At 64.3% G+C, this 18,798-nt stretch carries 16 protein-coding genes; 7 read left to right on the forward strand and 9 right to left on the reverse strand.

The features are described from left to right. Positions 1 to 7 precede the first annotated feature (7 nt). From ACOZ90_RS12020 to ACOZ90_RS12045, 6 genes are all read right to left on the reverse strand, one after another. The gene (locus ACOZ90_RS12020) at positions 8 to 853 is read right to left on the reverse strand and encodes a class I SAM-dependent methyltransferase (protein ID WP_422893888.1); all 846 of its coding nucleotides are present in this window, start codon (positions 851 to 853) and stop codon (positions 8 to 10) included. Further along, entirely contained in the window at positions 850 to 1,926 is a 1,077-nt protein-coding gene (locus ACOZ90_RS12025; RefSeq protein WP_422893889.1) for a Gfo/Idh/MocA family protein, read from the reverse strand. The genes ACOZ90_RS12020 and ACOZ90_RS12025 overlap by 4 nt, the downstream gene beginning before the upstream one ends. A gap of 5 nt (positions 1,927 to 1,931) precedes the next feature. After that, positions 1,932 to 3,128, reverse strand: a complete 1,197-nt coding sequence (locus ACOZ90_RS12030) for a glycosyltransferase family 2 protein (RefSeq protein ID WP_422893890.1) — start codon at positions 3,126 to 3,128, stop codon at positions 1,932 to 1,934. Then, positions 3,095 to 5,053: an ArnT family glycosyltransferase gene (locus ACOZ90_RS12035; RefSeq protein ID WP_422893891.1), complete on the reverse strand. Its 1,959-nt coding sequence runs from the start codon at positions 5,051 to 5,053 to the stop codon at positions 3,095 to 3,097. The genes ACOZ90_RS12030 and ACOZ90_RS12035 overlap by 34 nt, the downstream gene beginning before the upstream one ends. Positions 5,054 to 5,119: 66 nt before the next feature. Next, complete coding sequence (locus ACOZ90_RS12040; protein WP_422893445.1) at positions 5,120 to 5,563, reverse strand: pilin; 444 nt, start codon at positions 5,561 to 5,563, stop codon at positions 5,120 to 5,122. An 80-nt stretch (positions 5,564 to 5,643) separates the two neighbouring features. Then, complete coding sequence (locus tag ACOZ90_RS12045) at positions 5,644 to 6,090, reverse strand: pilin (protein ID WP_422893446.1); 447 nt, start codon at positions 6,088 to 6,090, stop codon at positions 5,644 to 5,646. A 396-nt stretch (positions 6,091 to 6,486) separates the two neighbouring features. Here ACOZ90_RS12045 and ACOZ90_RS12050 point away from each other — a divergent pair, with 396 nt between their 5' ends. Next, a complete protein-coding gene (locus ACOZ90_RS12050; RefSeq protein WP_422893447.1) occupies positions 6,487 to 8,178 on the forward strand; it encodes a hypothetical protein in 1,692 nt (563 codons plus the stop codon). Between the two features lie 22 nt (positions 8,179 to 8,200). Here the strand turns inward: ACOZ90_RS12050 and ACOZ90_RS12055 are convergent, their stop codons facing one another. The 3 genes from ACOZ90_RS12055 to ACOZ90_RS12065 all read right to left on the reverse strand — a co-directional run bounded on the left by ACOZ90_RS12055 (position 8,201) and on the right by ACOZ90_RS12065 (position 9,531). Then, positions 8,201 to 8,530: a helix-turn-helix domain-containing protein gene (locus ACOZ90_RS12055; RefSeq protein WP_422893448.1), complete on the reverse strand. Its 330-nt coding sequence runs from the start codon at positions 8,528 to 8,530 to the stop codon at positions 8,201 to 8,203. Between the two features lie 5 nt (positions 8,531 to 8,535). Beyond that, on the reverse strand, positions 8,536 to 8,901 hold the full coding sequence (locus tag ACOZ90_RS12060; protein WP_422893449.1) for a type II toxin-antitoxin system RelE/ParE family toxin: 366 nt from the start codon (positions 8,899 to 8,901) through the stop codon (positions 8,536 to 8,538). Between the two features lie 162 nt (positions 8,902 to 9,063). Continuing rightward, on the reverse strand, positions 9,064 to 9,531 hold the full coding sequence (locus tag ACOZ90_RS12065; protein WP_422893450.1) for an RDD family protein: 468 nt from the start codon (positions 9,529 to 9,531) through the stop codon (positions 9,064 to 9,066). 37 nt (positions 9,532 to 9,568) lie between these two features. Here ACOZ90_RS12065 and ACOZ90_RS12070 point away from each other — a divergent pair, with 37 nt between their 5' ends. The 6 genes from ACOZ90_RS12070 to ACOZ90_RS12095 all read left to right on the forward strand — a co-directional run. Continuing rightward, positions 9,569 to 10,603, forward strand: coding sequence for a site-specific tyrosine recombinase XerD (locus ACOZ90_RS12070; RefSeq protein WP_422893451.1), 1,035 nt, complete (start codon positions 9,569 to 9,571; stop codon positions 10,601 to 10,603). A gap of 85 nt (positions 10,604 to 10,688) precedes the next feature. Next, positions 10,689 to 10,970 (forward strand): type II toxin-antitoxin system RelE/ParE family toxin, encoded by a 282-nt coding sequence (locus ACOZ90_RS12075; protein ID WP_422893452.1) that lies wholly within the window; start codon positions 10,689 to 10,691, stop codon positions 10,968 to 10,970. Positions 10,971 to 10,982: 12 nt separating this feature from the next. Continuing rightward, a complete protein-coding gene (locus ACOZ90_RS12080) occupies positions 10,983 to 11,279 on the forward strand; it encodes a HigA family addiction module antitoxin (RefSeq protein WP_422893453.1) in 297 nt (98 codons plus the stop codon). A 94-nt stretch (positions 11,280 to 11,373) separates the two neighbouring features. Further along, positions 11,374 to 12,180: a DsbC family protein gene (locus tag ACOZ90_RS12085; RefSeq protein WP_422893454.1), complete on the forward strand. Its 807-nt coding sequence runs from the start codon at positions 11,374 to 11,376 to the stop codon at positions 12,178 to 12,180. 59 nt (positions 12,181 to 12,239) lie between these two features. Next, positions 12,240 to 16,127, forward strand: a complete 3,888-nt coding sequence (purL, locus tag ACOZ90_RS12090; RefSeq protein WP_422893455.1) for a phosphoribosylformylglycinamidine synthase — start codon at positions 12,240 to 12,242, stop codon at positions 16,125 to 16,127. Between the two features lie 557 nt (positions 16,128 to 16,684). Continuing rightward, positions 16,685 to 18,798 (forward strand): ESPR-type extended signal peptide-containing protein (locus ACOZ90_RS12095; protein WP_422893892.1); only part of this gene is annotated, 2,114 nt, incomplete at its 3' end.

Genomic DNA, 18,798 nt, shown 5'->3' on the forward strand with positions numbered 1-18,798 from the left:
CAGCGGATCAGATCTTTATTGCATCCACCAGCAAGCACGCGTACAGATCACTCTTTGCGTCAGCATCTGCCGTCCGTCCGGGCAGAACCAGCGATGAGGCGTGGTGAACAAGTCCGCCAAGAATGCCGTTGCTTTGACTTCTCATGTTCATTTTTCGCTGGATATCAATTGGCTGCAGGCTCCGCCCATGTAGGCGATACAACAAGCCCCCAGTTAAGTTGGACGTTAGCTCCCACCGTGCGAGCTGCTTTGCAGTTAGATAAGACATATGTGAGGACAATGATAGACCGAAGCGAGAAAGTTCAGTCTTCCACTGCTCCGCAGACCAATAACGAACATGCGCACAGCGCCTGTCGATCTCCAAGCGGTAGGCCTCGTCTGCTTTGCCAAATAACGGTCCGGCCAGACAGGAGTGAAAGTCCGAGGATGGAACTGTGAACAAAAACCTCCCGTTTTTTCTAAGAAGCCTTGAGACCTCTTCAATTACCGGGTCAATTAACTCAATGTGCTCCAATACCGAGTTTGAGAACACCAAATCGAAAGAGCCATCGGCTTCGGGTACGCAATCGCCTGAGCAAGTGTGGACGCGTTCGTACACTCCGGATTGATCTGCCAAGGCGGTCTCGTTGGGGTCAGGGTCTACGCCGATCCATGTGCCTTCTCCCGCCGTGTCTAGAATATCTAGCAGGATGCTGGTTAATTTCCCATCCCCGCAACCCAGATCGAGAATTCGACTTCCGTCCAAACCATGAAGCCTTACGGCATCCAGCTCTATCGCACGCCAATAGTTGGTGGCAGGTTGGTATGGTGCAGACCGTGATAGACGCGAAAAGATGTGGCGACTCGCGCTCATAAAGCGGTCTCCGAGAGCAAAAGGGAAGTGGTCGAGTGATCTAATATCTCCCACTGCATCCTCAACACATCAAGAGCATCGTTTCTGGATATGCCGGAAGGCTCTCGTTGCTCATGAATGGCTTGACTGAACTGCGAATAGACTACGTCGTTTCCATAGAGAAGTTTGCCTGACAGGTGTAGGGGGCCATTCGTAAAATGCTGTCCCCAGTGGGAAAGCGTCGCCAAGAGTGAGGTTTTGAGAACCTGTGTGGAGCGGTGGGAGCCGTCATTTGGGAGGCGTATATAGATATTTCTGAAAATGTCGATAATGCCGGCCGCGTTATCTCCCAAGACCACTATATGCCATTCACTCAGGGGTGACTCAAACCTACAGCTGATCGTGACAGGAATTTCGCCATAGGGCGTCGCTGATCGATATGAGGCATCGATGCTGGCGGGCGTGGTTTTCCCTAGTGTGCTGCTGCAATGATCGACGAACAAAAGGCGTAATTGACCTGGTGAAAGTTTTCGTGTTAGATAGAGTAGGTGCGGGCTCTCATCATAAAAAAGCCCCCCGGGGAGTTGATCGTGCCACGTTGGCAGTCTGCGAGCCGGATTGCCCAGTTGGTGAGCAAGGATGGCTCGGATGCGGCCGATTCTTCCTGAGTTTAGATCGGCTTCAAACCGCCGGACCGCCGAGGCGAACTGGAAGTTATGTACAACGCTCAGTCTCGTTCCGTATAAACGTGCCAGCTCAACTAGTTCCTCGCCTTCTGCCACGCTCATTGCGAATGGCTTTTCGGTGATGACGTGCTTGCCGCGTCGAATGGCGCCGGAGATCAATTTGTAGTGTGACATGGGAGCGGTGGCGACGGTGACTGCGTCAACGTCAGAGATCCAGCTGATTTCTTCGATGTCGTCAGCCGCAGAACCGGAAACCCCGAGCTTCTTCGCCCATTGTGCAGCGAGCTCTGCGTTTCTGTCGGCGATCCCAACCAATTTCAAACTGGGGTTCTTCCGAATGGCGGGAATGTGCCTGTGAGTCGACACCCACCCGAGTCCGACGATGCCGATGCGAATAGGTTTGTTCATCAGTTCTACTTTTCTAAAGGGGGGCGTCGCGCAATCCGCAGGGCTTCGATGAAAAAGCCTGCGAGAAAAAGCTCACCACCCAACGCCAGTGCTGTGACGCCGGGAACAACCCAACGCATAGTAACTCGCGAATCGAGCGCGCCAAAGTTCGCCTCGGACCATAGGGCTAGCGCCTGCAGCGTCATCAACAGGCCAATGGTGAAGGTCGTGACGGCGGCAACCAAGCATGTTTCAAGGTTCAGTCGAGAAATCCATTTCTGATGCAGACTATGTTCAGGCAGCCACCCGTTCTGCATTCCAACAAGTTTGGTAAAGATTGCAAAAAGGGTCATTTGAGACCCGAGAATTATGGCGGCTCCTGCGTATGCCATGGTATGGATATCTAGACCAAAGCTCCCCAGGATGATGGGTCTAGACGCAATTGCGGCCATCGTGACCACTCCGAGGACAAGCAAGCTCAGCCCTGGAAGAAGAAAGAGCCAGCGTGGGCTGTAGAGCAACAAGAACCGCAGGTGTCTCCAGCCGTCGCGCCACGTGCGCAGGTGCGGAGGGCGCGAACGCCCGTCTGGGGATAGAGTGACCGGCACCTCTGCAATTTTAAGCTTGTGCAGGGCGCTCTTGACCACCATCTCGCTGGCAAACTCCATGCCGGGTGTCGACAAGTCAAGGTGCGTTATCGCTTGGACAGAAAAACCTCTAAGGCCGCAATGAAAGTCTCCAATTGGCACTCGATAAAATAGTCGGCCAAGAAAGCTGAGAACAGGGTTTCCAAGGTAACGATGCAGAGGTGGCATTGCTCCCGGGGAAATGCTTCCGCGGAAGCGATTTCCCATTACTAGTTCATGCCCTCCCCTTAGCTTTTCTAGCATTTGATCAAGGGAAGAAAAATCGTAGCTGTCATCAGCATCGCCCATGATGACGTACTTGCCATGTGCGGCTTTGATGCCCGCAGTCAAAGCGGCTCCGTAGCCGCGTGTGGGGACAGACACAACTCTAGCTCCCGCTGCTTGAGCGAGGGCTTGCGAGCCATCGGTGCTTCCGTTATCAGCGATTAGTACTTCACCTCGTACCGAGGCGCGGCTAAGAAACTCCCTTGCCTTCGAAACACACGTTGAAATGGTCTCTGCCTCGTTGAGGCAAGGCATCAGGATGGTAAGCTCCATGTCCCTTACGGGGGGGACTGCAGGCGAAATCGCTCGCATGTGACTTCTTCTCCATCAAGAATGCTTTCCACGCTTCCTAATAACCACGCCCCTGAATTTCGTGCATGCATTGCGATGACGCCGTCGACTGAGGAAACAAGGACGTTCATATCCGAATTGGGGTAATGCTTATGCCAGGAGTCTCCCAGTCGGTCGGTAGGAAGCCCTCGTGGGCTGTAACGTAGGGGGCATTGATCTTCTAGTATTTTGAATACTTTGTCGGCTAGTAGCTTCTCTCGATCCCATTCAGAGTTGCTTCGCTCGCTATCGAGAACCGCGCAGCTGGACAGTGCAATATAGCCCTTTTCTAAAAACAGGCTGATAGGCTGGCAATCACTCCAGTTGACCTTCCATCCCAGCCTGTAGAGCCGGATGTCGACAAAGCCCTGATGGGCATTGATCTCGTCCTTCGACGAGCCAGTTGGAAGGTCGCGAATGATAACTCTGGTGCGGCCTGTCCATCTGCTTCTTAAGGACTGGAACCGGGCGCCCAATGGTCCGCTTTTGGGAATCGACATTTGGCCAACAGGATTGGATAGCACTCCCCTGTTATCCAAGGTGGTCAGAAGCGACGCCATCGTTTGGGCGCCGATTGTGATGTGCATATAGGGCTGTTGCTGAAGCTCCGGGGCGATCTTAACTGGATAGTAAGGTTGTGAGTCCCAGCGCTCCGAATTAGAGTGCCAATCAGCAGAGATGATGAAGATAGTGCTCTGCACGATGAGGGCGCACAGCACGGCAATCCGCCCGGCCGACGCACCCAAGACTAGGTGAGCCCAGCGAGCAGCTAGGATGCCGAAGACCAGCAGGAGCGGGATCGCGTAGCGACCGTTGCCGCTGGTTGCCAGCCATAGGAAATAGCTGGCCGTGCAAAAAACCAATAGATTTGCGTCTATTGGGGTAAAGTCGGCTTCGCCCCAAGGTCGGGGTTTATTTCGTCGTATATTGCGAATACCGTAGGCTGCGGCTGCGCCGAGTCCGAGTGTGGCTATAAACAACACTCTGATGTCAGGAGAGAACAGTTCCGTATAAATATATGCGCGAGGCCAGGCCATGTCGTATGGTCGCGACAGCCACTCGCTTAGATTTTCTGGAATAAATCGCGTAGCTGCTAAGGGCTCATATGGTGCATAAGGCGAATGAAATATGTGGTTGAAGAGTGGAAACAGTGGACTTCCAAACTCATTCCATAGTATGAGGCTGTACCAGCCCATGCCGACAACAATTGCTGCTAGGCCGCCCGCGGCATAGGAAAATATAGAGAGCCAGCGTAGCTGCCCACTTGCACATTGCCATATAGCCATGCAGGCGAGCGCGATAACGAATACCGCATTGTTCTGTTTAATTGAAAAGGCAACGCCGATAGCTGCGGCGGACGAGATGCACCAAAGGTGCGCGCGTGTGCGATGTGGAGCTTCCAGTGCCATCCAGAGGCCGGCTACCACGAAGGAGGACGCCGTTGGATCAATTGACGAGGTGCCTACCGCTTGAAGGAAGGGAGGCGCAGTCAATGCCAGCATTGTGGCAAGTGCAATCCATTTGAGCGAGGCATTACCAGCAGCTACCCAGACGCGTTCGCAAATTAGCCAGATGAAGATTCCGTTAATGGCATGAAGAAGCGCGAAAGTGAGGCCGATTGACCATGAGGGCCAATCAGCTGAAACCATGGTGTAGAATGGAATATAGCCGAGCGGGTTTTGATAAATTTGGGGGCCCGCACCGAACAGGTCTGCTGATATACGGTTATTAAGCCATGCGTGCGGGATATAGAGATGGTGGTTGAGGACATCCCATGACAACTCTTTCCCTGCAATCCAGGTCCAAATAATAGTCAGCACCAGAAGAGTGAGCCAAGCCCATGGACGGTAGCGGCGCAGCTTCGCCTGTGATCGATACGGTGTTTTGTCCAGTTGCCCCGCAGGCATCCTTACTCTCCGTGACCATGCGGTGGTCATAGTTTCCCAGCGGCTCCATTGGCCTCAGCATAGTCTTTAATTGCGGCACGTGGCTGGTAGATGTTTGCCGCGGATGTCTGGGCTGTCGCACGACCAGCTGCGCACGTTGGACAAGACGCTCAAGGACGTAGTCTGATGGGTGTCTGCATAAGGCGATAGCCGGACGATTCCGGTTGCGCCAGGCACCAGCGACTGAATTGCAATTACACCGCTATCGTTGGTCGTAATGGTTCCCACATAGTTCGACACTTGGCCGGACGTGACTTCGCAGCCCCACGCGTTGGAAGACGGGAGAGTTGCCTCGCTCTGCGCTACTTCGCTGACCCGGTCTCTGCATACGGAGCCCGCGAGAATTACTTCGGAGATTCGTGCCCTGATCGCATAGTCCCGATAAGCTGGGAGGGCGACCGTTGCAAGTAAGGCAATGATTGCGACTACGAGCATCAGTTCGATTAACGTAAATCCACGCGACCCCTTCATGAATTCATCGCCTTCGAAAGCGTGCCGGGGGCTTCCAAAGAAGCCCCCGGCGGATGATTAGCTACTGTTGTTGACAGCAATCAGCCACGACAAGTGCTCGGAAGGAACTTGTCGTCGATGTTTGCGCTGTCGCAAACCCAGCGGCCTACGCCACTACCCGCGCTGATAGCAGTGGTTCCGGTCGCGCCTGCATACGGAGTCAGAGTGACCTCGCCAGTAGCATTCGGAACAGTTGACTGGACCGAGATTACCCCGGTGGCGCTCGTCTGGACGGTGCCGACATACTGCGAAGCATTGCCAGTGGTGACTTCACAGCCGTAACCGTTAGCACCCGGAAGGCTAGCGGCCGACTGAGCCGTTTCAGTGACGGCTGTGCGGCATTGCGATGCCGCCAGAATCACTTCGGAAACCCGTGCACGGGTGGTGTAATCCTGATACGCCGGCAGCGCAATCGCCGCCAGAATGGCAATGATCGCCACAACGATCATCAGCTCGATCAGGGTAAAGCCCTGTTGCATCTTCTTCATGGTGTATCCCCTAGGAGTGATTGGAACATCACGTGCCGCGAGGCCGGCTGGTGCCGGGTCCCTGGGCAGCCGTGCGACGTTGCACGTGCAGGATCATATACGCAGGAGGCGTGCCAAAGCGGGCATTGTGGGGTGCGTCATGCGGGGCCCTTGGGGCGGGTCACAGATAAGTCGCCATGAAAGGGTTGCGGACTGACGCGAAGTGTCACTTCATTGCCAAAAGTGACAAGTTTTGGATCTGGGGTTTACCCGAGGTCGGCCGGAGTGTGACGTTGGTCCGTAGGGCTGTCCAGCCAGCCGTCCCGCCGTTTGAACGCGCAGGTAGGGAAGACCCCAGTTACCGGCGGCCTGCCCACGCGGGTACGGTGCCCGTACCCCCACGCGAGGCGCCACGCCATGACCGGAATCGACGTTCTGAACCCTTCCGTCCTGCCCATGGAGTTCAGGGCGCCCATGGAGGCCGGCGGGTCGCCGGTGGAGGCTGCCCCGCAGACGAAGCTCGAAGAGGGCCAGGCGCTGGCGGAGCAGCTGCAGGATCCCGAGGTCATCAACGATCCGGCGGCGGTGGAGGCGTTTTTCGAGGAGAACGCGGAGCAGCTGCAGGATCCGGATGTGGCGGCCGGTTTCATCCAGTCATTCGAGCCCGACTGGCTGCAGACGATCGTCGGCCAGTTCCCGCATGCCAGCGCGGAGCAGCAGGTGGCCTTTGTCGAGCACCTGTCGGACGCGCTGGGCGCGGCTTCCCACAGCGACCAGCTTTCCGCCGAGTGGGTGGACGGCCTGTTCAGCGGCGCCGCGGAGCACACGCAAACGCGCTGGGCGGTGGGCCAGCTGATGCGCAGCGGCGATTTCTCCACCGGGTTCCTCACCCAGGCGATGCGCGAGGTGGTGGTCAACGGCGATGCGTACGGGCCGGTGACCTGGTCGCTGGGCGGTTCGTCCTACGCAGACAACGGGCTGGGCTGGATCATGGACGCGGTGGCGCGCAATCCGGAGGCCGCGGCGCTGACCACGGCAGCCTTTGCCGGCGAGCTGATGGACAACCCCAACGTCAGCGACGCGGATGTGGCGCGGGTGTTCGAGGTGGGGACGGTGGACTATCGCACCACCGACCCGGGCATGGCCGAGTACGCGGCCCGCCAGGTGATCGGGGAGGTGGATGCGCGCGAGGGCAAGCTGCCGCCCGGCTACGACGACGCCATGGCGGCGATCGCCACCGAATATTTCGACGATATCGCCTACGCGGCCAACAGCCCGGTGGATATCCCGCTGGACCAGCAGGATACCGTGCGCGACGGCATCGAGATGCCGTTCTCGGCCGCCCACCACCTGCTGTATGCGGCCGGCGGCGCCAGCCCGGATGCGCTGGGCGAACTGATGGTGGCGATGGGCGAGTGGCAGGACGGGCTGCTGGCTGAATATGGCGGCGATCCCAACCTGTCGTCGGCGTACGGGCGTGAGCTGGGCGCGATGGAGGCGATGCTGAGCGGGTCCATCGCCAGCCGGCTGATCGATGACGGCAAGGCGGCCGACGCGGACAACGCGGCGGCGCGCGAGGGCCTGGGCATCCTGCTCAACGCCATCGAGACCAAGGGCTCCTCGCTGACGGGGGCGGCCAAGAGCGCGGTGAAGGAGCTGATCACCGATGCGCTGATTCCCAAGTCCGACGAGCAGGCGCAGGCGCGGGCGGACTACGTGGACGAGGTGGTGGCCCACCGCCGCGACGCCTTCCGCGATGCGGCCAACTACCTGCTGGTGAACCCCTCCAACCTGGAGGCCTACACCCTGGGCCAGAACCCGCCGGTGACGGTGGACATCAGCCCGGCGGCCACGATCCAGGCCTACGAACAGCGGCTGATGGCCGAGTATGCGGAAATGGGCAACTGGGGCTTCACCGTGGACGCCGACTTCACCGTGCCCGACGGCAACGGTGGCCTGCAGATCATGCCCCTGGAAGACATGTCCGCCGCCCAGCGCGGCGCCTACGTGGAATGGATCAGCACGCCCGAGGTCCAGCAGGTCCTCCTGCAGCAGGTGGACTCCCAGAACCAGGCCCACGATGACGTGCCGTTCGGGATGGGTGATTGATTGGGGAAGTTGTACTCGGGCTTCATGGACCGGGATCGGCAAGATCCCGCAGCGTCTTGATTTTTACCGGCTGCCGGTTGGGGAAGCGGGCGACCAGGTCAAGCTCGCCGCCCATCGCGCGGACATATTCCTGCAGCGTTGACAGCAGCATGTCGGTCCGGCTCTCGTACCGGGAGACGGTGTCCTGACCCACCTTGAGCATCTTTGCAACCTGGACCTGCGTGCGGTTCATGGCCTTGCGCAGGTCCCGCAGGGAAAGCTCTTCAGCAATGAGCTCCTCCGCCCGCGAATCAATACGTGCCCGCCGCTCTTTCGGAAGCCGTGCGATTTTCTGCTCGAGTGAGGTGCCCATGGTTGCTATTTCCTTTTACGTGAAGCCAGTTGCGCCAGGTGGTTGTCGAATCGTTGATCAGCGGTGCTGATGAGCTTTCTGTAAAACAGCTTCTCGCTACCCCCGGACTTGTCGCCCGCAACGAGCAAAATTCCGCGGCGAAGCGGGTCGAACGCGAACGCGATACGCCAGACGCCGTTGTCGGCGTTGAAGCGCAGTTCCTTCATGTTGTGATGTCGCGATCCTTTCAGCGTGTCCACGCGCGGGCGCTTGGCAGTTGGACCGAAGCGCTCGATCACGCGTGCCTGCGCCAGGATTTCGTCCTGAACGACTTCCGGGAGTAGATCGAACTCCGGTTCGAACTCCTCAGCAAATTCGACGATCCATGTCATGCCGTGATAATGCTCTGCAAGGCATATGGTGTCAAGATCATGTTTTCGGCCGGGAGGACCACTTGCCGGTACGCAAGGGCGAGGAGGTGATCGGCACTACCGTGGAGACCGAAACGATGCTTGCAGACAATTGGCGCCTGCTTCTCAACCGTCACGGGGAAGTCAGCGTTTGGGCACCCGGACCAGGCGGGTGCCGCTGGCGCGGTCGTGCCAGGTGAGGCGGTCGCGGTCGAGCCAGGCCCAGAAGAAACCCAGGCCGGCCAGCAGCAGCGAGGCGGTGCCCACTGCGTAGCGGATCCACACCGAGTGCCAGGAGGGCGCGCTGCCGGGGTCTTCGGCATTCACCAGGCGCAGCCGCCACGGCCGCATGCCCAGGCTCTGCCCGCCGCGCCGCCAGCTGACGGTCATGTACAGCCCGCCTGCCACCCAGCAGGCGATCCACAGCAGCCAGCCGAGCAGGGTGAACGGCTGGATGTATTCGCGGGCGTCGTGGCCGGCCAGGGTGTAGGCCAGGTTGAACAGGAACGACAGCAGGAACCACAGCGCCAGCACCGGCCACATGTCGTAGAAGATCGAGAGGAAGCGCCAGGCGAGGTGGGCGCGGGGCTTGGCGGGTGCGTCGGATTCCATCGCGCAAGGATATAGGCCGCGGGGTATCGTTTCCGCCATGTCCAGCACGACGCCCGCCGACCGCCGCCAGGCCGCCATGCAATTGCCACCCCTGCGCGACGAGGATGCGCGGGCGATCGACGGTTTCCTGGACGCCATCTGGGCCGAGCGCGGACTGGCGCGGCAGACGCTGGACAGCTACCGGCGTGACCTGTCGATGCTGGCGCGCTGGCGCGAGGGCCGCGGCGGCGGGCTGGCGGGGGCGGACCGGCAGGGGCTGCATGATTACCTGGCCTGGCGCACGCGTGGCGGGTATTCGGCGCGCAGCAATGCGCGGCTGCTGTCGGCGCTGCGGGCGTTCTATGCGCACCTGGTGCAGCGCGGGGCGCGCAAGGACGATCCGACGGCGCTGATCGAGGCGCCCAGGCTGGGCAGGCTGCTGCCCAAGGCGCTCACGGAGAGCCAGGTGGAAGCGCTGCTGGCGGCCCCGGACGACGCCACGCCCGAAGGCCTGCGCGACCGGGCGATGCTGGAGCTGATGTACGCCTGCGGCCTGCGCGTGAGCGAGCTGGTGAACCTGCCGGCCAACGGCGTGAACCTGCGCCAGGGCGTGCTGCGGGTGACCGGCAAGGGCGGCAAGGAGCGGCTGGTGCCGCTGGGCGAGGAGGCCCGGCACTGGCTGGAGCGGTATCTGGACGAGGCGCGTCCGGTGCTGGCGGGTGGGGAACCGGCCGGGCGGGGCAGCCGGGGGGGCAAGCGCGGACGGGGGGCAGGTGGTACGCGCGCTGCAGATCCGGCGCTGTCGGGTACGGCCGCGCCGTTGTTCCTCGGCGCCGGCCAGGCGGCGCCGACCCGGCAGGCGTTCTGGGCCTGGGTGAAGCGATACGCGGCGGTGGCCGGGATCGACCCGGCGCGGGTGAGCCCGCACGGCCTGCGCCACAGCTTCGCCACCCACCTGCTCAACCACGGCGCCGACCTGCGCGCGCTGCAGATGCTGCTGGGCCACAGCTCCCTCTCCACCACCCAGATCTACACGCTGGTCGCCCGCGAGAAACTCAAGCAGCTCCACGCCCACCACCACCCCCGCGCCTGACCCCGGCTTGGCGTCAGGAGCGCGCATGGCGCGCTCCTGCATAGGGATGCTTGACGATACTAACGTGCCGCGTTAGTGTTTGGCCATGGCCATCCAGTCGTTCCGGTGTAAGGACACACAGGCGATGTTCGAGGGGCGACGGACTCGCCGTTTCGTGAACATCGAAACCGTGGCGATGCGGAAATTGGCGATGCTTCATCGCGCAGCCGCCCTCGACGACCTGCGGGTGCCGCCCAACAATCGCCTGGAGGCGCTGCAGGGTGATCGGGCGGGGCAGCACAGTATCCGGGTGAACCGGCAATGGCGGGTGTGTTTCGTCTGGCTATCCGCCGGTCCCGCGAACGTCGAGATCGTCGACTACCACTGAGGAGAGATCACCATGCGAAAGATTCCCTGGCCGCATCCGGGTGAGATCCTGATGCACGAGTTCCTGGAGCCGATGGGCATTACCCAGTACCGGCTTGCCAAGGAGATCGGCGTGCCGCAAAGGCGGATCGGGGAGATCGTGGCGGGGAAGAGGGCGGTGACGGTGGACACCGGGTTGCGCCTGTCCCGTTTCTTCGGCATGTCCGAGGGCTTCTGGACCGGTTTGCAGCTGGATTACGACGCGGCGAAGGCCAGGGATGCGCTGGCTGCGGAGCTGGAGCAGATCCGGCCGTGGAGCAAGGCGGCGTAGGGCCGACCTGCATGGGGCGGCGGCATGGTTGGGTTTGGTTGGGGCGGGGCGTGGGATAATCCATGGATTGGCCCGCCTTCGAGGTTTTCACCGCATGAAGCACCTTCTTTTTGTCCTGCTCGGCGCCTCCAGCCTGTCAGCCTGCGCGCAGGCGCCGGATCCGGAGACGGAGGGGGCGGATGCGGTGCCGGTGGCGTCGGCGCTGGAGCGGCCGGAGATCGTGGCCGAGCCGGGCAGCCCGGAGGCGCGCGCGATCGAGGCGATCCATTCGATCAACCCGAACATCCAGGTGGATGCGGTGCAGGCAGCGCCGATCGCCGGCTACCAGGAGTTGGTGGTGGCGGGCCAGGTGGTGTACGTGAGCAACGACGGCCGCTATCTGCTGCAGGGCAGCCTGTTCGACGTGGAGCAGCGCCGCGACCTGAGCCAGGACGCGCTGGCCGGGGTGCGCAGGGAATTGATGAAGCTGGCGCCGGTGGAGGACCGGATCGTGTTCGCGCCGGAGAACCCGCGCCATACGGTGGCGGTGTTCACCGACGTGGAGTGCACGTTCTGCCAGCGCCTGCACCAGGAAATCGACGAGTACAACCGGCTGGGCATCGCGGTGCAGTACCTGGCGTTCCCGCGGGCGGGGCTGCAGGGCGAGGACTACCGCAAGATGGTGTCGGTGTGGTGCGCGGAGGATCCCCGGCAGGCGATGACCGATGCCAAGAGCGGCAAGCGGGTGCCTGACAGGACCTGCGACAACCCGATTGCCGAGCAGTACGAGCTGGCCATGCGCGTGGGCCTGCAGGGCACGCCGCTGATCGTGACCGAGCAGGGCAACCAGATGCCCGGCTACGTCCCGCCCGCCGAGCTGCGCAAGGCGCTGGACGAGATGGCCGGCGCGGGCGGCCAGTAACCGGCGCGGGGCGGGGTTCCGGTACAATTGCGGGCCCTTTTTTACAGTGTCTGCCGGACATGATCGTCCTCGAGGGCCAGCCGGCCCTGTCGCCTTTCAGGCTTGAGCGCCTCCAGGCCCGCCTGCAGCAGTTTTCCTCGTCGCCCCGGGTGCTCGGGGCCTGGCATGTTTACTGGATCGAGCCCGAGCCGGGCGTCCGGCCCGATGCGGATGCGCTGAGGCGGATCCTGCAGGCCGGCACCGGCGCCGCGCCGCGTGCGGAAGGCGCGGCCTCGCGCTACGTGGCACCGCGGCTGGGCACCATTTCCCCGTGGGCGAGCAAGGCCGGCGAGCTGCTGCGCGGTGCCGGCCTGGCGCTGAAGCGGGTGGAGCGCGGTACCCGGCTGGATATCGAAGGCTGGCCGGAAGATGCGGCCGAGGCCGCGGCGCTGGGGCGCCTGCTGCACGATCCGATGACCCAGTCGCTGCTGTCGGCGCGCGAGGATGCGGGCGAGCTGTTCCGCACCCCGGGCCGCAGCGCCCTGGAGCGGGTGCCGCTGGCCGGGCTGGACGAAGCCAACGCGCGCCTGGGCCTGGCCCTGGCCGGGGACGAGATCGACTACCTGCGCGAGCGCTTCGGTGCGCTCGGCCGCGACCCGTCCGACGTCGAGCTGATGATGTTCGCCCAGGCGAACTCCGAGCACTGCCGGCACAAGATCTTCAACGCCAGCTGGACGGTGGACGGCGAGGACAAGCCGCGCTCGCTGTTCGGCATGATCCGCAACACCCATGCGGCCACCCCCGCGCACACGCTGTCGGCGTACAGCGACAACGCGGCGGTGGTGGCGGGCTTCGAGGGCCGGCGCTTCCGCCCGGATCCGGCCACGGCCGAGTACCGCGCCGAGCCTGTGGCCGAGACCGCGTTCTGCATCAAGGTGGAAACCCACAACCATCCGACCGCGATTTCCCCGTATCCGGGCGCGGCCACCGGCGTGGGCGGCGAGATCCGCGACGAGGGCGCGACCGGGCGCGGCGGGCGGCCGAAGGCGGGGCTGGCCGGGTTCTCGGTCTCGCACCTGCGCATCCCCGGGCTGGAGCAGCCGTGGGAGCAGCCGCGCGCGCTGAACCCGCGCATGGCGCCGGCGCTGGAGATCATGCTGGACGGGCCGATCGGCGCGGCGGCGTTCAACAACGAGTTCGGCCGGCCGAACCTCACCGGCTATTTCCGCAGCTTCGAGCTGCCGGTGCAAGACGGCTTCGCCTGGGCCTACGACAAGCCGATCATGCTGGCCGGCGGGCTGGGCGCGGTGGACCGAGGCCAGGTGGAAAAGAAGAAGCTGCGGCCGGGCGACCTGGTGATCGTGCTGGGCGGGCCGGCGATGCTGATCGGCCTGGGCGGCGGCGCGGCCAGCTCCGTGGCCGGCGGCAGCAGCGACGAGGCGCTGGATTTCGCCAGCGTGCAGCGCGACAACCCGGAGATGGAGCGGCGCTGCCAGGAGGTCATCGACCGCTGCGTGGCACTGGCCGATGACAATCCCATCCTGTCGATCCACGACGTGGGCGCGGGCGGGCTTTCCAACGCGATCCCCGAGCTGCTGCACGACTGCGGCGTGGGCGGGGTGATCGACCTGGACAAGGTGCCCAGCGATGATCCGTCGCTGTCGCCGATGCAGCTGTGGTGCAACGAGTCGCAGGAGCGCTACGTGCTGGGCATCGCGCCCGGGCGGCTGGATGAGTTCACCGCGCTGTGCGAACGCGAGCGCTGTCCGTTCGCGGTGGTGGGCACGGCGACGCGGGAGGAGCACCTGCTGGTGGGCTACGGGGTGAAGGCCGGCGTGCCTGGCGCCGATCCCGACGCGGAGCACCCGATAAATCTGCCCATGGATGTGCTGTTCGGCAAGCCGCCGAAGATGCACCGCGATACCGCACGCCCGGCGCGCGAGCGGTTCAGCGCGCTCAATACCAAGGTCATCGACCTGCACGAGGCCGGGCTGCGGGTGCTGGCGCATCCGACCGTGGCCTCCAAGAGCTTCCTGATCACCATCGGCGACCGCACCGTGGGCGGGCTGACCGCGCGCGACCAGATGGTGGGCCCGTGGCAGCTGCCGGTGGCCGACTGCGCGATCACCATGGCCGGCTTCGACGGCACCGCGGGCGAGGCGATGGCGCTGGGCGAGCGCACGCCGCTGGCGCTGATCGACGCGGCCGCGGCGTCGCGCATGGCGGTGGGTGAGGCGATCACCAACCTGCTGGCCGCGCCGGTGGAGCGCCTGGAGCGGATCAAGCTCTCGGCCAACTGGATGGCGGCGGCGGGCCACGAGGGCGAGGACGCGCGCCTGTACGACGCGGTGAAGGCGGTGGGCATGGAGCTGTGCCCGGAGCTGGAGCTGAGCATCCCGGTGGGCAAGGACTCGCTGTCGATGCAGGCGCAGTGGCAGCACGAAGGCGCGCAGCACAAGTCGGTCTCGCCGGTGTCGCCGGTGGTGACCGCGTTCGCGCCGGTGCGCGATGCGACCGCGCAGCTGACCCCGCTGCTGTCGCAGCGGATGGATTCGGAAATCTGGCTGATCGGCCTGGGCGGCGGGCGCCAGCGCCTGGGCGGCTCGGTGCTGTCGCAGTGCCACGGCGCGTTCGGCGGCGCCTGCCCGGATCTGGACGAGCCGCAGCGCCTGCGCGCGCTGTTCGAACTGGTCTGCGAGGCGCGCGAGGCGGGCCTGCTGCTGGCCTACCACGACCGCTCCGACGGCGGCGCCTTCGCCGCGCTGTGCGAGATGGCGTTCTGCTCGCGCCGCGGCCTGGACATCGACCTGGACGGCTGGGGCGAGGATCGCAGCGAGGATGTGTTCCGCACCCTGTTCAACGAGGAGCTGGGGGCGGTGGTGCAGATCGCCGACGAGCACCGCGTGGACTTCGCCGACCTGCTGGCGCGGCACGGATTGATCGAGTGCGCGCAGCGCATCGCGCGGCCGACGGTGGCTTCGTCGATCCGCGTGCTCGACGACGATGAAGTGCTGGTGGAGTGGAGCTGGGAGGAGCTGTTCGACGCCTGGTGGTCGGTGAGCCATGCGATCCAGCGGCTGCGTGACAACCCGGAATCGGCCGACGCAGAGCGCCAGGCGCGCGGGCGGTTCGATGCGCCGGGGCTGAAGCCGAAGCTGACGTTCGATCCGGCCGAAGGCCAGGCGCCCGCGGTCACCGGCGCGGCGCGGCCGCGGGTGGCGATCCTGCGCGAGCAGGGGGTGAACGGGCAGGTGGAGATGGCGGTCGGGTTCGACCAGGCCGGCTTCGCCGCCGTGGACGTGCACATGAGTGATTTGCTCAGCGGCCGGGTGGCGCTGGACGGGTTCAAGGGCGTGGTGGCCTGCGGCGGCTTCAGCTACGGCGACGTGCTGGGCGCGGGCCGCGGCTGGGCGACCTCGATCCTGGAGCATGCGGAGCTGCGTGCGGCGTTTGAAGCGTTCTTCCGCCGCGGAGACACGTTCTCGCTGGGCGTGTGCAACGGCTGCCAGATGATGGCGCAGCTGCGCGACATCATTCCCGGTGCGGGGCATTGGCCCAGCTTCCAGCGCAACCGCAGCGAGCAGTTCGAGGCGCGGCTGGCGATGCTGGAGGTGGTGGGTTCGCCTTCGGTGTTCCTGGAGGGCATGGCCGGCTCGCGGATCCCGGTGGTGATCTCGCACGGCGAGGGCCGGGCGGAGTTCGCATCGGAAGCCGACCGCGCCGCGGCCGGCGTGGCGCTGCGCTACGTGGCCGGCGATGGCGGCCCGGCGCTGTCGTATCCGGACGATCCCAACGGCTCGACCGATGCCATCGCCGGCCTGTGCAGCGAAGACGGCCGCGCCACCATCCTGATGCCGCACCCCGAGCGCACCCTGCGCTCGCTCAACTTCAGCTGGCATCCCGCCGACTGGCCCGACCAGTCGCCCTGGATGCGGATCTTCCATAACGCCCGCCGCTGGGTGGGGTGATCCCGCTGGCGGCGTGTCGGATCAGGTTCCAACACGCCCTGCCGCGTCAAAGCCATGCGTTCACCGCCGCCTGGGATCGTGCCCGGCGTCCGTTGTGCCGGGTGTCGGATCCCGGTGCCGGATTGCGTTTCGCGCAAACCGGACGTCGACTGTCACGTGACGGTCATGCTTTTTCGTGGAACAAATTGTTCAAAATTCGTGGCGGCCGCATCCGTCGTGGATCACGCGGACGCTGAAAAGCAGGTTGTTTCGCAAAGTGTGACGCTCATCGTCCTGTGAAACATCAGCGCGTAGAATTTTGACGCACTGCGGCAATGCTTGACGTTCCTCGCGACCTCCCGTAATTCTCCGGTCAGGGAAGATTCACCGAGGGGAGTTGAGTGACACGCCTGAATGTGCTGGCCGCTACGGATCGCGCCGCTCGCTGCGCGCTCCTTCCTCCCCGCCTCCTGCAAGCCCCCTGAACCCATTCGAAGCCGGACTGCACTGCCTCGGGCACGTGCGGCGGCCCCGTTTTTTTCTTCACCCGGATACGGAACGCAAAGGGACCCACTGCCATGAATCGCATCTACCGGAAGGTTTGGAACAAGTCGCTCGGCCAGCTCGTCGTGGCCTCGGAACTGGCAAGCAGTGACAGCCCCGGCGCCCGCGGCGAGGGCGGCGCAGGCGTGATGCAGCCGCGCCTGCTGGCGGTGGCGATGAGCGTGCTGCTGTTCGGCATGGCTGCACCGCTGGCCATGGCGCAGTCGGTGGAAGTGGGCGGCAACCAGCCCTGCACCATCGATACCGGTGCTTCGGAGATCGCCGAGGAATGCGCGGTTGCGGGCAGCGCCAGCGCAACCGGGGCTGATGCGGTTGCGGTTGGTGCCGGCACGAATGCGGCTGGTGACTATTCGGTTGCCATGGGGCTGGAGGCCGGGGCGCTCGGCCAGGGCAGCGTTGCCGTGGGCACCAGGTCGCAGGCGGATGGATTTGGAACGACGGCGTTGGGCTATTGGGCCACGGCAGCCGGCGAGGGTGCTACGGCGGTTGGTGATGCCAGTACCGCCCAGGGGGCCTTGGCCACGGCGGTAGGCCAGTACGCGTACACGAACGCGGACTACACGACCGCCATCGGCGGCGAGGCAAATGCAGCGGCGTTGGGCGCGACCGCCCTGGGCTACGGTGCCGCTGCCAGCGGGGAGGTAGGTACGGCAGTGGGTGCTGGCAGCATTGCCAGCGGCTTCAACAGCGTGGCGGTTGGTGGGGCGACCACGTTGGGTACGGAGGCGAGCGGGGATTTCTCGACCGCGGTGGGCGGTGAGGCGTGGGCTCCGGGCTTCAACAGCACGGCGGTGGGCAACGGGTCGATGAGCGTCGGCGCCAACAGCACGGCACTGGGCGCGGATTCGACCGCCTCGGCGGACAACTCGGTGGCACTGGGCCAGGGTTCGGTGGCCGACCGTGCCGACAGCGTGTCGGTGGGCTCGGCGGGTTCCGAACGCCAGATCACCAACGTGGCAGACGGCACCGAGGCGACGGATGCGGTGAACTTGGGCCAGCTGGAGGAGGCGACGGCGTACAACCAGTACTTCCGCGCCACCGGCGAGGGCGAGGCGTATGCGCTGGGTGAGGACGCCACTGCATCGGGTTCGGATGCCTACGCCGAAGGCGACTACAGCACGGCGACCGGCGCGGGGAGCACGGCGATCGATGCCGGGGCTTCGGCGTTCGGCAGCGGTGCGCAGGCGTCGGGCCAGTACGCGACCGCGTCCGGCTACAACGCGTATGCCGATGGTGATTCTTCGACCGCGGTTGGCGGCTGGCTGTACTACGAGGACCCGAACACCGGCGAGGTGCTGCTCGACCAGACCACGACCGCGGCGGAGGTGGGCGCTTCGGCGTTCGGCGCGGGTGCGCAGGCGCTGGGTGTGTTCAGCACGGCGACCGGTGCGGCGTCGATCGCGGACGGCACGCAGGCCACGGCGGGCGGCTACCGCAGTTCGGCGGTGGGCGATGCCGCGTCGGCGTACGGCGGGTTCAGCGCGGCCGAGGGCTTCGGCGCCACGGCGCTGGGCTACGGCGCCGAGGCGATGGGCGATGCCACGGTGGCGCTGGGCTTTGCGTCTGCGGCCAGCGGCGAGTCGGCGATCGCGATCGGTGAAGGCTCGCTGGCCACCGGCTACAAGAGCGTGGCGATCGGCGGTGCCGACTTCTTCGGGCTGCTGCCGACCGAGGCGAGCGGTGACTACGCGACCGCGGTGGGTGCGGCGGCGTGGGCGTCGGGCTACAACACCACGGCGCTGGGGTCGTGGTCGACGGCCAGCGGCGAGAACGCGGTGGCACTGGGCGCGGATTCGACCGCCTCGGCGGACAACTCGGTGGCACTGGGCCAGGGTTCGGTGGCCGACCGTGCCGACAGCGTGTCGGTGGGCTCGGCGGGTTCCGAACGCCAGATCACCAACGTGGCAGACGGCACCGAGGCGACGGATGCGGTGAACTTGGGCCAGCTGGAGGAGGCGACGGCGTACAACCAGTACTTCCGCGCCACCGGCGAGGGCGAGGCGTATGCGCTGGGTGAGGACGCCACTGCATCGGGTTCGGATGCCTACGCCGAAGGCGACTACAGCACGGCGACCGGCGCGGGGAGCACGGCGATCGATGCCGGGGCTTCGGCGTTCGGCAGCGGTGC

The organism is Luteimonas dalianensis (assembly GCF_049339425.1).
GTDB lineage: Bacteria > Pseudomonadota > Gammaproteobacteria > Xanthomonadales > Xanthomonadaceae > Luteimonas > Luteimonas dalianensis.

Excerpts from the sequence above, each read along its gene's own strand:
- ACOZ90_RS12020 (WP_422893888.1), bottom strand. The coding sequence starts at position 853 with ATGAGCGCGAGTCGCCACATCTTTTCGCGTCTATCACGGTCTGCACCA.
- ACOZ90_RS12025 (WP_422893889.1), bottom strand. The coding sequence starts at position 1,926 with ATGAACAAACCTATTCGCATCGGCATCGTCGGACTCGGGTGGGTGTCG.
- ACOZ90_RS12030 (WP_422893890.1), bottom strand. The coding sequence starts at position 3,128 with ATGCGAGCGATTTCGCCTGCAGTCCCCCCCGTAAGGGACATGGAGCTT.
- ACOZ90_RS12035 (WP_422893891.1), bottom strand. The coding sequence starts at position 5,053 with ATGCCTGCGGGGCAACTGGACAAAACACCGTATCGATCACAGGCGAAG.
- ACOZ90_RS12040 (WP_422893445.1), bottom strand. The coding sequence starts at position 5,563 with ATGAAGGGGTCGCGTGGATTTACGTTAATCGAACTGATGCTCGTAGTC.
- ACOZ90_RS12045 (WP_422893446.1), bottom strand. The coding sequence starts at position 6,090 with ATGAAGAAGATGCAACAGGGCTTTACCCTGATCGAGCTGATGATCGTT.
- ACOZ90_RS12050 (WP_422893447.1), top strand. The coding sequence starts at position 6,487 with ATGACCGGAATCGACGTTCTGAACCCTTCCGTCCTGCCCATGGAGTTC.
- ACOZ90_RS12055 (WP_422893448.1), bottom strand. The coding sequence starts at position 8,530 with ATGGGCACCTCACTCGAGCAGAAAATCGCACGGCTTCCGAAAGAGCGG.
- ACOZ90_RS12060 (WP_422893449.1), bottom strand. The coding sequence starts at position 8,901 with ATGACATGGATCGTCGAATTTGCTGAGGAGTTCGAACCGGAGTTCGAT.
- ACOZ90_RS12065 (WP_422893450.1), bottom strand. The coding sequence starts at position 9,531 with ATGGAATCCGACGCACCCGCCAAGCCCCGCGCCCACCTCGCCTGGCGC.
- ACOZ90_RS12070 (WP_422893451.1), top strand. The coding sequence starts at position 9,569 with ATGTCCAGCACGACGCCCGCCGACCGCCGCCAGGCCGCCATGCAATTG.
- ACOZ90_RS12075 (WP_422893452.1), top strand. The coding sequence starts at position 10,689 with ATGGCCATCCAGTCGTTCCGGTGTAAGGACACACAGGCGATGTTCGAG.
- ACOZ90_RS12080 (WP_422893453.1), top strand. The coding sequence starts at position 10,983 with ATGCGAAAGATTCCCTGGCCGCATCCGGGTGAGATCCTGATGCACGAG.
- ACOZ90_RS12085 (WP_422893454.1), top strand. The coding sequence starts at position 11,374 with ATGAAGCACCTTCTTTTTGTCCTGCTCGGCGCCTCCAGCCTGTCAGCC.
- purL (WP_422893455.1), top strand. The coding sequence starts at position 12,240 with ATGATCGTCCTCGAGGGCCAGCCGGCCCTGTCGCCTTTCAGGCTTGAG.